The sequence below is a fragment of the Wenxinia marina DSM 24838 genome (assembly GCF_000379485.1).
Classification (GTDB): domain Bacteria; phylum Pseudomonadota; class Alphaproteobacteria; order Rhodobacterales; family Rhodobacteraceae; genus Wenxinia; species Wenxinia marina.
This window is the reverse complement of record NZ_KB902312.1, coordinates 232,902-244,961: the sequence shown is the minus strand read 5'-3', so window position 1 is coordinate 244,961 and position 12,060 is coordinate 232,902. Positions and strand designations below refer to the sequence as shown.

Annotated in this window: 14 protein-coding genes; 13 read left to right on the top strand and 1 reads right to left on the bottom strand. The window is 72.7% G+C overall.

The window, feature by feature from the left end:
* Nucleotides 1–197: 197 nt before the first annotated feature.
* The 11 genes from A37W_RS0117210 to A37W_RS0117160 all read left to right on the top strand — a co-directional run bounded on the left by A37W_RS0117210 (nt 198) and on the right by A37W_RS0117160 (nt 9,392).
* Complete coding sequence (locus tag A37W_RS0117210) at nt 198–860, top strand: NUDIX hydrolase (protein WP_018304289.1); 663 nt, start codon at nt 198–200, stop codon at nt 858–860.
* Nucleotides 861–983: 123 nt separating this feature from the next.
* The gene (locus tag A37W_RS0117205; RefSeq protein WP_018304288.1) at nt 984–1,361 is read left to right on the top strand and encodes a winged helix-turn-helix domain-containing protein; all 378 of its coding nucleotides are present in this window, start codon (nt 984–986) and stop codon (nt 1,359–1,361) included.
* A gap of 65 nt (nt 1,362–1,426) precedes the next feature.
* Complete coding sequence (gene modA, locus A37W_RS0117200; RefSeq protein ID WP_018304287.1) at nt 1,427–2,194, top strand: molybdate ABC transporter substrate-binding protein; 768 nt, start codon at nt 1,427–1,429, stop codon at nt 2,192–2,194.
* A 3-nt stretch (nt 2,195–2,197) separates the two neighbouring features.
* The gene (gene modB / locus A37W_RS0117195) at nt 2,198–2,893 is read left to right on the top strand and encodes a molybdate ABC transporter permease subunit (RefSeq protein WP_018304286.1); all 696 of its coding nucleotides are present in this window, start codon (nt 2,198–2,200) and stop codon (nt 2,891–2,893) included.
* Nucleotides 2,893–4,008 (top strand): molybdenum ABC transporter ATP-binding protein, encoded by a 1,116-nt coding sequence (gene modC, locus A37W_RS0117190; RefSeq protein WP_018304285.1) that lies wholly within the window; start codon nt 2,893–2,895, stop codon nt 4,006–4,008. Before modB ends, modC begins: the two co-directional genes overlap by 1 nt.
* A gap of 124 nt (nt 4,009–4,132) precedes the next feature.
* Nucleotides 4,133–4,924, top strand: coding sequence for a transporter substrate-binding domain-containing protein (locus tag A37W_RS0117185; protein WP_018304284.1), 792 nt, complete (start codon nt 4,133–4,135; stop codon nt 4,922–4,924).
* Between the two features lie 256 nt (nt 4,925–5,180).
* The gene (locus A37W_RS0117180) at nt 5,181–5,975 is read left to right on the top strand and encodes an amino acid ABC transporter permease (RefSeq protein ID WP_018304283.1); all 795 of its coding nucleotides are present in this window, start codon (nt 5,181–5,183) and stop codon (nt 5,973–5,975) included.
* Nucleotides 5,972–6,547, top strand: coding sequence for a hypothetical protein (locus A37W_RS22330; RefSeq protein ID WP_018304282.1), 576 nt, complete (start codon nt 5,972–5,974; stop codon nt 6,545–6,547). The genes A37W_RS0117180 and A37W_RS22330 overlap by 4 nt, the downstream gene beginning before the upstream one ends.
* Nucleotides 6,548–6,560: 13 nt before the next feature.
* Nucleotides 6,561–6,938 (top strand): VOC family protein, encoded by a 378-nt coding sequence (locus tag A37W_RS0117170; RefSeq protein ID WP_018304281.1) that lies wholly within the window; start codon nt 6,561–6,563, stop codon nt 6,936–6,938.
* Nucleotides 6,938–7,309, top strand: a complete 372-nt coding sequence (locus tag A37W_RS0117165; RefSeq protein ID WP_018304280.1) for a hypothetical protein — start codon at nt 6,938–6,940, stop codon at nt 7,307–7,309. Before A37W_RS0117170 ends, A37W_RS0117165 begins: the two co-directional genes overlap by 1 nt.
* A 55-nt stretch (nt 7,310–7,364) precedes the next feature.
* On the top strand, nt 7,365–9,392 hold the full coding sequence (locus tag A37W_RS0117160; RefSeq protein WP_018304279.1) for a M3 family metallopeptidase: 2,028 nt from the start codon (nt 7,365–7,367) through the stop codon (nt 9,390–9,392).
* Between the two features lie 59 nt (nt 9,393–9,451).
* Here the strand turns inward: A37W_RS0117160 and A37W_RS0117155 are convergent, their stop codons facing one another.
* Nucleotides 9,452–9,934, bottom strand: coding sequence for a GFA family protein (locus A37W_RS0117155; protein ID WP_018304278.1), 483 nt, complete (start codon nt 9,932–9,934; stop codon nt 9,452–9,454).
* A 119-nt stretch (nt 9,935–10,053) separates the two neighbouring features.
* On the opposite strand from A37W_RS0117155, the gene A37W_RS0117150 reads away from it, so the two are divergent.
* Entirely contained in the window at nt 10,054–10,917 is an 864-nt protein-coding gene (locus tag A37W_RS0117150; RefSeq protein WP_018304277.1) for a branched-chain amino acid aminotransferase, read from the top strand.
* Entirely contained in the window at nt 10,914–12,050 is a 1,137-nt protein-coding gene (locus A37W_RS0117145) for a hypothetical protein (protein ID WP_018304276.1), read from the top strand. Before A37W_RS0117150 ends, A37W_RS0117145 begins: the two co-directional genes overlap by 4 nt.
* The last annotated feature ends 10 nt before the right edge of the window (nt 12,051–12,060 follow it).

Sequence of the window (12,060 nt, the reverse complement as noted above, 5' to 3'; positions counted from 1 at the left end):
CGGCTACTACTGCGAGTGGGTCACCGTCACCGACTACTGGGGCAACTGGATCACCGTCTGGCAGTGCTTCTGATCTGACCCCCGCGGCGGCGCCGGGACCCTCCCGCCCGGCGCCGCCGCTCCCGACCCAGGACCGAATGGCCTGTCCCTCACCGGCGGACGGGCTATTCAGGCGTTCAGGACCAGAGGCAGGCACGATGAGCTATACCTACGACTACCCCAGGCCGAGCGTGACGACGGACATCCTCGTCTTCTCGATCCGCGACGGCATCCTTCAGGTCCTCCTCATCGAGAGGAAGATCGATCCGTTCCGGGGCGCCTGGGCGATCCCCGGCGGGTTCGTCCAGATGGACGAGGATCTTCGCGACGGCGCGCTGCGCGAGCTGGAGGAGGAGACCGGGCTCACCGGCATTCCGATCCGGCAGCTGCGCACCTACGGACACCCCGACCGCGATCCCCGCGGCCGCGTCATCACGGTCGCCTTCGTCGCCCTCGTCCCGTCGGACGACCTGATCGCGACGGGCGGCAGCGACGCGCGGGACGCGCGCTGGTTCGCGGTCGACGACCTGCCGCCGCTGGCCTTCGACCACGACCGCATCGTTGCGGACGGCCGGGCGCAGCTGGCGCGGGACGTGACCGCGACGCTTCACGACAGCGCGCTGATCGCGTTCGACTTCCTGCCCCCGGCCTTCACCCTGTCGCAGGCGCAGCAGGTCTTCGAGACGCTGCGCGGCGAGGCGATGGACAAGCGCAACTTCCGCAAGTGGCTGGCGAGCGAGTATGCGCTGGAGGATACGGGCGAGAAGTCGACCGGCGGACGCCACCGTCCCGCGGCGCTGTACCGTCTCAAGGAGGGCTGAGCGGGACGCGGCGATGCGAGCTGCCGAAGTGGGGAGATCGCCCCTGCGAAGGGCGGGATCCGGGCGATCCGGCACAGGCGGGCCGGCTTGCCCGCCGGGCCGGCCGGCTGGCATACAGGCGCGATGAGCGACGCAGTCTCCAGCGGCGGGCCGCGGGTCCGGATCCGGATCGTGCTGGGTGAGGACGCCATGCTGGGACCCGGCAAGGCGGACCTCCTGGAGCGGATCCGCCAGACCGGCTCCATCGCGGCGGCCGGCCGCGCGATGGGCATGAGCTACAAGCGCGCCTGGATGCTGGTCGGCGAGATGAACGCCGCCTTCCGCGAGCCGCTGGTCGACTCGACGCGCGGCGGCCCCGCGGGCGGCGGCGCGCGGCTGACCGGAGCGGGCGAGGCGGTTCTGGCGACCTACCGCGAGATCGAGGAGATCACGGCCGAGGCCGGCGCGGCGGGGATTGCGGCCCTGCAGGCGATGGCGAAGGGGCCGGGCGGCACCGAATAGCGCTTGCCCGGTACCGGCCCGCTTGCGATATGTTCGGCGGAACACATCACTCTTCCCGGTGGACGATGACGATCCGGCGCCTCGCCCCTGCCCTCGCCACGGCGCTCGCCCTTGCGCCCGCGCTGGCGCGGGCCGACGAGGTCGTCGTTTTCGCCGCCGCCAGCCTCGCCGACGCGCTCGCCGAGATCGAGACGGGGTTCGAGGCCGCGACCGGCCACGACCTCGTCGTCTCGCTCGCCGGCTCGTCCGCGCTGGCCCGGCAGATCCAGCAGGGCGCGCCGGCGGACGTCTTCATCTCGGCGAGCCCGGACTGGATGGACGCGGTCGAGGCGGACGGGCTGGTCGAGGCGGGGACGCGGATCGACCTGCTCGGCAACGACCTCGTCCTCGTCGCCGCGGGCGCCGACGCGGCGCCGGTCGATATCGGCCCGGGACTCGATCTCGCCGGCCTCCTCGGCGACGGCCGCCTGGCGATGGCGCTGGTCGATTCGGTGCCGGCCGGCATCTACGGCAGGGCGGCGCTGGAGAGCCTCGGCCTGTGGGACGGCGTCGCGGCGCAGGTGGCGCAGGCCGACAACGTGCGCGCGGCGCTCGCCTTCGTGTCGGCGGGGGAGGCGCCGCTCGGCATCGTCTACGCTACAGATGCCGTGGCCGAGGACGACGTGACCGTCGTCGGCACCTTTCCAGCCGACTCGCACCCGCCCATCGTCTACGCGGCCGCCGATCTCGCCACCCGCGAGATCGCGGAAGAAGCGGAGTTCCTCGATTACCTGCAGGGACCCGAGGCCCGCGCGGCGTTCGAGCGGCAGGGCTTCGCGGTCCTCGTGCCGTAGCCGATGGCGGACTGGCTCGGCCCCGAGGAATGGCGGGCGGTCGCGCTCTCCCTGCAGGTCTCTCTCTGGGCGACGCTGGTCAGCCTGCCGTTCGGCATCCTCGCGGCCTACGCCCTGGCGCGGTGGCGCTTTCCCGGGCGGCAGCTGCTGAACGGGCTCGTCCACCTGCCGCTGATCCTGCCGCCGGTGGTGACGGGCTACCTCCTCCTCCTGACGTTCGGCACGCAGGGGCCGGTGGGCGGCGTGCTGGCCGAGTGGGGCATCGTGCTCGCCTTCCGCTGGACGGGGGCTGCGCTGGCCGCGGGCGTGATGGCGTTCCCGCTGATGGTGCGGGCGATCTGGCTGTCGCTGGAGGCGGTGGATCCGAAGCTGGAGCAGGCCTCGGCGACCCTCGGCGCCTCGCCGCCGTGGGTCTTTCTCACCGTCACGCTGCCGCTGATCCTGCCCGGCATCGTGGCGGGCGCGATCCTCGCCTTCGCCAAGGCGATGGGAGAGTTCGGCGCGACGATCACGTTCGTGTCGAACATCCCCGGCCAGACCCGGACCATCCCGTCCGCGATCCACGCCTTCCTGCAGGTGCCGGGGGGCGAGGGGTCGGCGGTGCGGCTGGTGATCGTGTCGGTCGTCGTGGCGATGGCGGCGCTGCTGCTGTCCGAGGTGATCGGGCGGCGGGTGGCGGCGCGGGTCGGGGGCGTCTGATGCTGGACGTCGCCCTGCGCCACGCCTTTGCGGACTTCACGCTTCAGGCCGCGTTTCGGGCGCCGCCGGGCGTGACGGTCCTGTTCGGGCGGTCGGGGTCGGGCAAGACGACCATCGTCAACGCGCTCGCGGGGCTCCTGCGGCCCGACGAGGGGCGGATCGCGGTGGGGGACCGAACGCTCCTCGACACCCGGCGCGGGATCCGGCTGCCGCCGCACCGGCGACGGATCGGCTACATCTTTCAGGAGGGGCGGCTGTTCCCGCACCTGACCGTGCGCCAGAACCTCGCCTACGGAGCCTGGTTCGCGCCGAAGGACGCGCCGCGGGAGGAGACGGGACGGATCGTGGACCTGCTCGGCATCGGGCCGCTGCTGGACCGGCGCCCGGCGACGCTGTCGGGAGGCGAGAAGCAGCGCGTCGCCATCGGCCGCGCGCTGTTGTCGGCGCCGCGCCTGATCCTCGCGGACGAGCCGCTCGCCGCGCTCGACGAGGCGCGCAAGGCCGAGATCCTGCCCTACTTCGAGCGGCTGCGGGACGAGGTCAGCGTGCCCATCCTCTATGTCAGCCACTCCGCGTCCGAGGTGGCGCGGCTGGCGACCACGGTCGTCGCGCTGGAGGCGGGGCGCGTCACCGCGCACGGGCCGGCGTCCGAGGTGCTGGGCGACCCCGCGATCCTGCCGGCGGGGGCGCGCGAGGCCGGTGCGGTGCTGACGGCGCGGGTCGTGCGGCACCACGAGGACGGGCTGACCGAGCTGGACGCGAACGGGCTGGCGCTGTTCCTGCCGCAGGTGGCGCGGCCGCCGGGCAGCGCGGTGCGGGTGCGCATCGCTGCGCACGAGGTGATCCTGGCGGGGGAGCGACCGCACGACCTGTCCGCCCTCAACATCCTGCCGGGGACCGTGCGCGAGATGCATCCGGGCGACGGGCCAGGCGTGATCGTCGCGCTCGACACCGCGGCGGGGCGGGTGCTGGCGCGGATCACGCGCCGGTCGGCCACGGCGATGGGGCTGCGGCCGGGGACGCAGGTCCATGCCATCGTGAAGTCGGTCGCCGTCGCGCCCGGGGACGTCGGCGGGCCGGGCCGCGCCGGGACCGGCGGAGCCTCCGCCCCATAGACTGATCCTCCGAAGGGGGGCCGCGCCAACGACGGCGCCCCGCCCGGTCCCATCGAGGCGGAGGCTCTTGCGCCGCGCCGCGGCGCCTTCATACTCGCCGCCGCATCCAACCGGGAGACGCCCCATGAACCGCCTGCTGCTCGCCGCCGGCCTCGCCGCGGCCACCGCCGCCCCCTCGTTCCTCGCCGCGCAGGATCTGCCCGATCTCGGCGGCCGCGAGGTCGTGATCGCGACCGAGAACGCCTACCCGCCGCTGCAGTTCGTCGGCCCCGAGGGCACGCCGATCGGCTGGGAATACGACGCGATGGCCGAGATCGCCGAACTCATCAACATCACGCCGGTCTACGAGACGACGAGCTGGGACGCGATGATCCCCGCCGTGTCCGAGGGTCAGTTCGACATGGGCATGACCGGCATCACGATCCGCGAGGACCGGGCCGAGGTCGTGGACTTCTCCGACAGCTACATGACGAGCCAGATGGCAATGCTGGTGCGCGGCGACGAGGAGCGGTTCTCGGACGCGGCGGGCTTCGCCGCCGATCCCGACCTGATCGTCGCGGCGCAGCCGGGCACCACGCCGTTCTACGTGGCGGTCTACGACGTGCTCGACGGCGACGAGGCGAACCCGCGCATCCAGCTGTTCGAGACGTTCGGCGCGGGCGTCGAGGCGCTGCGCAACGGCGACGTCGACCTCGTCCTGACGGACGGCGTCGCGGCGCAGGGCTATGTCGACGCCTCGGACGGCGGGCTCAAGGTGGTGGGAGAGCCGCTGGGGACCGAGGATTTCGGCTTCATCTTCCCAAAGGACAGCAACCTGGTGGAGCCGTTCAACGCCGCCATCGCGGCCATGCGCGAGAACGGCACGCTGGACGAACTGAACACGCGCTGGTTCCTCGAGTACAAGATGGGCGAGTGACCGCGCTGGCGGCGCACGGCGGGCGTCCGGACGCGGCTCGTCCGGGACTGCGCGAGGTCCCGGGTCAGGCCCGGGACGGGCAGACCTTACCCGCCCCGGCCCCCGAGCCGGGGCCTCGCGTAACCGGCTCCAGCGGCTCGGCGGAGGTCGCGCCCGGACCCCGCGAGGTCCCCGGTCTGGCCCGGGACGGGCAGACCCTACCCGCCCCGGCCCCCGAGCCGGGGCCTCGCGCCGCCCGGGCCCGGACCGCGACGCCTTGACGCCGCCGCCCCCGCCCTCGGGCCGCGACGGGGACTTCCCGTGGTGGCTGGTCGTCGTCGTGCTGACCGGCGTCTGGCTGTTCTGGGAGGTCCTGTCGGACGAGATCTACGCCGGCGTCCTCGACACGCTGGCCAAGGGCATCTGGATCACCGTCCTCGTGACCGTGATCGCCTACGCCGGCGCCTGCGCGCTCGGCCTCGGCCTCGCGCTGATGCAGCTGTCGCGCAGCCTGGTCGTCCGCCAGACCGCCCGTCTGTACGTCGAGGTGATGCGCGGCATCCCGATCATCGTCCTGCTGCTCTACGTCGCCTTCGTCTTTGCCCCGGCCCTCGTCTCCGCCCGCAACTGGGCGGGCGAGGTCCTCGGACTGGAGCCGATCCGCGGCCGCGACTTCCCGCTCCTGTGGCGGGCGGTGATCGCGCTGACGCTGGCTTACGCCAGCTTCCTCGCCGAGGTGTTCCGCGCCGGCCTGCAATCGGTGGAGAAGGGCCAGGTCGAGGCGGCGGAGGCGCTGGGTCTGTCGCGGTGGCACCGGTTCCGTCTGGTGGTCTGGCCGCAGGCGCTGCGGACGATCCTGCCGCCCTTGGGGAACGACTTCGTGGCGATGGTGAAGGATTCCTCGCTGGTCTCGGTCCTCGGCGTTGCCGACATCACGCAGCTGGGCAAGGTCACCGCGGCGGGCAACTTCCGCTACTTCGAGACCTACAACGTCGTCGCCCTCATCTACCTTACGATGACGATCGGCCTGTCGCTGGCCCTGCGGCGGTTCGAGAAGGGGATGCGGCGGTGACGCCCGCCCTGCGCCAGCGCCTCCTCGCCGTGGCCCGGCGGCACGCGGGCGGCGAGGCGGAGGACGTCCTGCAGGAAGCGCTGATCGTCGCTCACAGGGTCGGGCGGCTGACCGAGCAGGATGTTCCCTGGCTGGCCGGCGTGATCCGGCGGCAGGCGGCGATGGGGCGGCGGAGTGCCGCGCGCCGTGCGCGGCGCGAGCGGGAGTGGGTGGGCACGCTGTGGCACGACCAGGCGGAGCCCGGACCACCCTTGCCGCCGCTGCCGCCTTCGCTGGACCGGGTGGCGCGGCTGGCGCTCGCGGGCTGCACCCGGGCCGAGATCCGCTGGCTCCTCGACCTCCCCGACACCGCCCTGCGCCAGCGCCTCGCCGCCCTGCGTCTCCGGCTCGCCGGCCAGCCGTTGCCGCCGCAGCGCGCCGGCGCCGGCGGCGCCCGCCGGGCGGAGCTGCAGGCCGTCCTTGCCCGCCGCCCGACGACGCGCTTTGCCAGTCATGATCCCGACGGCCATCTTTTTCTCGTGACGCCCTCACGAAAGACCGCGGCGCGGCAACATACCGGCGAGACATCGTGAAACGGAGGCTTGGATGCTCGGCACCTGCAAGATCGGCACTATATTCTACTGGGTCAGCGATATCGACCGGACGGAGGCGTTCTGGCGCGACGTGGTCGGGCTGGATGTCCGGCGCATCCCGGACGAGGACCATGGCGATTTCCTCATGGCCTCGACCGACGGCGGCATCGAGCTGGTCTTCGTCAGGGGCGAGGTGAAGACGGGGAACTCCCCGATGATCGTCTTCGACCTCGACGAGGGCGGCATCGACGCGGTGCTGGACGGCCTGCTCGCCAAGGGCGCGGCGCTGGTGACTCCCGTCAGTCACGCCCCCGGGGGCTGGTCGGCCGAGGTGGCGGACCCGGACGGACACATCGTGTCGATGTATCAATCGGTCGAGAAGCCGCGCTGATGGCGGAGGCGGCCGCGCTGGCCTTCGCCTTCCTCGCCGGCGCGACCGCCCTGTTCCAGCTCGCGCTCGCCGCCGGGGCGCCGTGGGGCCACCTGACCCTCGCGGGCGCCTTCCCGGGCGTGCTGCCGCGGTCGGTGCGCCTCGGCGCCGCGGTGCAGGCGGCGCTGCTGGCCTTCCTCGCCGCCGCGGTCCTGTCGGCGGCGGGGCTGGCCGTCGAACTTCCCCGCTGGACCGTCTGGGTCGCCGTCGCGGTCTCCGCCCTCAGCACAGTGGGCAACGCCGCCACCCCCTCGCGGGCGGAGCGGCGGCTGTGGCTGCCGGTGGCGGTCGGCATGCTCGCGACCTCGCTCGCCGTGGCGCTGATCGGCTGAAGGGCTGGTTGTTTCGCGCTGCGCCCCCTAGGTCTGGTCACGACAAGGAGGCTTCATGACCAACCCGCTGCTCGACACCTGGACCACGCCCTTCGGCCTGCCGCCGTTCGACGCCATCACCGACGACGACTGGTCCCCCGCCGTCGACACCGCGCTGGAAGAGGCGACCACCCGCATCCTCGCCATCGCCGAGAGCCAGGACGCGCCGACCTTCGAGAACACGATCCTGGCGCTGGAATCCGCGGACCGGCGGCTGAGCGACGTCCTCGGCGCGTTCTATTCCGTCGCCGGCGCCGACTCGAACCCCAAGCGCGAGGCGCTGCAGCGCGAGTTCGCGCCCAAGCTGTCGGCCTACTCCTCGGCCATCACGTCGAACAAGCAGCTGTTCCAGCGGATCGAGACGCTGTGGACCGACCGCGAGAGCCTCGACCTCACGCCGGAGCAACAGCGCGTCCTCTACCTGACCCACCGCTCCTTCGTCCGCTCGGGGGCCGAGCTGACCGGCTTCGCCGAGGACAGGCTGACCGAGATCAAGTCCCGCCTCGCCAGCCTCGGCACCGAGTTCACGCAGAACCTGCTCGCCGACGAGCGCGAGTGGGAGATGCCCCTGTCCGAGGCCGACATGGAGGGCCTGCCCTCCTTCGTCGTCTCCGCCGCCCGCGCCGCGGGCGAGGAGAGGGGCGCCGGCGGGCCGGTCGTCACGCTGTCGCGCTCGCTGATCGTGCCGTTCCTGCAGTTCTCGCCCCGCCGCGACCTGCGCCACAAGGCCTACGAGGCCTGGACCGCCCGCGGCGCCAACGGCGGCGACACCGACAACCGCGCCATCGCGGCCGAGATCCTCGACCTGCGGGCGCAGCGGGCCGACCTCCTCGGCTACGACAGCTTCGCCGACTACAAGCTCGAGACCGAGATGGCGGGCAATCCGCAGGCGGTGCGCGACCTGCTGATGCAGGTGTGGGAGCCGGCGAAGGCCGCGGCCGAGGCGGACGCGACGCGCCTCACCGCGATGCTGCACGCCGACGGCCACGCCGGCCCGCTGGAGCCGTGGGACTGGCGCTACTATTCCGAGAAGCGGCGGAAGGAAGAGCACGACCTCGACGAGAACGAGGTGAAGCCGTACTTCCAGCTGGGTCGCATGATCGAGGCCGCGTTCGACTGCGCGAACAAGCTGTTCGGGCTGCAGTTCGCGCCCGCCGACGGCCCGCTCTACCACCCCGACGTCCGCATGTGGGACGTGACCCGGAACGGCGAACACGTCGCCCTGTTCGTCGGCGACTACTTCGCCCGCGGCTCCAAGCGCTCGGGCGCCTGGTGCGGCGCGATGCGGAGCCAGCGGCGCACGGACGGCGACGTCCGCGCCATCGTCACCAACGTCTGCAACTTCGCCAAGCCGCCGAAGGGCGAGCCGTGCCTGCTGTCCTACGACGACGCCCGCACGCTGTTCCACGAGTTCGGCCACGCGCTGCACCAGATGCTGTCCGACGTCACCTACGAGAGCATCTCGGGCACCTCGGTCGCCCGCGACTTCGTCGAGCTGCCGAGCCAACTGTACGAGCACTGGCTGGAGGTGCCGCAGGTCCTGAAGGACTACGCCACCCATGCGGAGACCGGGGAGCCGATGCCGGAGGCCCTGCTCGACAAAGTACTGGGCGCCGCCACCTACGACATGGGTTTCCAGACCGTCGAATACGTCGCCTCGGCGCTGGTGGACCTGTCCTTCCACGACGAGGAGCCGCCGGCCGATCCGATGCAGCGCCAGGCCGAGGTGCTGGAGGAGATCGGCATGCCGCACGCGATCCGGATGCGCCACGCGACGCCGCACTTCGCCCACGTCTTCTCGGGCGACGGCTATTCGTCGGGCTACTACAGCTACATGTGGTCCGAGGTGATGGACGCCGACGCCTTCGCTGCCTTCGAGGAGAAGGGCGACCCGTTCGATGCCGAGCTGGCGAGGAGTCTCGAGGCCAACATCCTGTCCCGCGGCGGGTCCGAGGAGGCGGCGGACCTCTACACCCGCTTCCGCGGCCGGATGCCGGGGGTCGAGGCGCTGCTCAAGGGGCGCGGGCTGGCCGACGCCGCCTGAGGGCGCGGGAGGTTCTGCGCCCGGGGACCGGCCCCGCCGCCGTCGGCGGGGCCGTCCCGTCACACGACCGTCGGGGCGTCGTGGATCACCGGATCCAGCGGCGTCCCGTCGTTCTCTGCCGCGTGGCGCGTGTAGGTCCTGACCCCCGGCGGCAGGATCGTCCCCGGCCGCGCCTCGGAGACGAAGATGTGCTTGCTGTTCTCCGGCGTCGCCGCGATCGCCGTCGGTACCTCCAGCGTGCCGACGTAGATGCCGATCCGGTCCGGCCAGCGTTCGAACGTCAGGGCCAGCTTGGTGCCGCAGGTCGCACAGAAATGGACGTGGATGTCCTTGCCGCTGCCCTCGGACGGCAGGGTGTAGACGGACGGCTCCTGTCCGTCGAAGGCGAAGTGCGCGCGGTCGAAGATCGGCTCGATCATCCGGTCCGAGCCGGTCGCCCGCTGGCAGAAGCGGCAGTAGCAGACCGTCACCCACAGCGGCTCGCCCCCGGTGTCGTAGCGCACCGCCCGGCAGAGGCAGTGCCCCTTGTGTCCCGTCGTCATGGCATCCTCCCTCTTCGTCACCGCCAAGCCTAACAAACGTGCGCCGCCCCCGGACACCCCCCCGAGGCTGGACCTCGCCCCGCCCCTCGCCTAGCGTCGCGGCGACAGGAGGGACCCCCATGGCCACCGGCAAGAACATCCGCACCTGGTTCGACGGCGCCTGGCACGAGGGCGACGTGCCGATCATGCGGGCGGCGGACCACGGCGCGTGGCTGGGCAGTTCCGTGTTCGACGGCGCGCGCTACGCCTACGGCTACGCACCCGACCTCGACCGGCACTGCGCGCGCGTCAACCGCTCGGCCGAGGCGCTGATGCTGACGCCGACGGTGAACACCGCGCAGATGGTCGAGATGGTGCGCGAGGGGCTGGCGCTCTACCCCAGGGACGCGACCGTCTACATCCGGCCGATGTACTGGGGCATCCACGGCGACGTCACCGCCATCGTCCCGCAGCCGGACGAGACCGGCTTCGCGATCTGCCTGGAGGAGATCCCGATGGCGCCGGAGACCGCCTCGGCGACGCTCTGCCGGACGCAGTTCCACCGGCCGGTGATGGCGGACGCGGTGGTGAACGCCAAGGCGGGCTGCCTCTACCCCAACAACGCGCGGATGCTGACCGAGGCGCGCTCCCGCGGCTTCTCCAACGCGCTCGTCGCCGACGCCATCGGCAACGTGGCCGAGACGGCGACGGCCAACGTCTTCATCGTCAAGGACGGCGAGGTGAAGACGCCGGTCCCGAACGGCACCTTCCTCGCAGGCATCACCCGGGCGCGGCATATCGAGACCCTGCGCGCCAACGGCATGACGGTGACCGAGGCCGTGCTGACCTTCCGCGACGTGGAGGAGGCGGACGAGGTCTTCCTGTCCGGCAACATGAACAAGGTGACGCCGGTGACCGCGTTCGAGGACGTCCAGTACCAGGTCGGCCCCGTCGCCCGCCGGGCGCGCGAGCTGTACTGGGACTGGGCGGCGTCCGCCGCGTGAGCACGCTCGCCGCGCCGGCCCGTCCCCCGGAGGGGCGCGCCGCGCGCGGCACGCGGCGGCATGGCCCGGTGCGCGGCGCCCTCGTCCGGCTGCTGACCCTCGCGCCGGTGGCGCTGACGATCACCGCATTGCTCCTGCTTCTGACGCAGTCGCCCTTCACCGCCCCTTTCGTGGACCGCACGGCCGACGAGGCGCGGCGGCAGCTGACCGTCGCGCTGTCGCGCGAGGTGACGGCGGAGTGGGTTGCGGCGGAGATGGGCGCGGCGCTGGAGGCGGGCGACCTCGACCGGGCGCGGCTGGTGGCGGGACTGGCGGAGCGGTTCGGGCGGGAGGTGCCGCCGGATCTCGCGGAGGAGTACGCGGCGCTGGAAGAGGCCGAAACCGGCCTCTGGGCCACGACCCGCACCTGCGCCCGCTGCGCGGCGGACATCGCGGAGTGCCCGCGGCTCGACCTGCTCGCCGCCTGCGGCATCCCCGTCGAGATCAGTCCGGTGGGCGACGCCAACGCGCTGCGCCGGGCGGGGGTGGCGTGGTGGCGCGAGGAGGAGATCGACCGGCTGGACGTCGGCCTCGCCATCGTCGGCCTCGGCGCGACGACGCTGGTCGTGGCCTCGGGCGGCTCGTCGCTGACCGTGAAGGCGGGCGCCGGCCTGCTGCGGGTGGCGCGGCGGATGGACACGCTGCGGCCGGCCTTCGTCGCCGACCTCTCGCGGCTGTCCGACGTCGGCCTGCGCCCCGCGCGGATCACGCCCTACCTCCTCGGCCGGGCCGAGCTGGACGAGGTGGCGGACATGACCCGCGTCGCCGCCCTCGGCGCGGTCGCGGCCGACCTCGGCCGGATCGTCGAGCGGACGTCCGTGGCCGACGCCGTCCACCTGATGCGCCACGTCGACGGGGCCGAGGACGCGGCGCGGGTCGCCCGCGCGGCGGACGTGATGGGGCCGCAGACCCGCGCCACGTTCGACGCGCTCGGCAAGGGGCGCGTGTTCCGGGCGCTGGTGCGGCTGACCGACCTCGCGATCGTCGCGGCGGCCGCGCTGTACGCCCTGGTCCTGCAGCTGGCCCTTCTCGCGGCCGAGCGGCTGGGCCGCGCGACCCTGCGGGCCTTCCGCGACATCGTGCGGGGCGCCTAGCGCCGGTTGC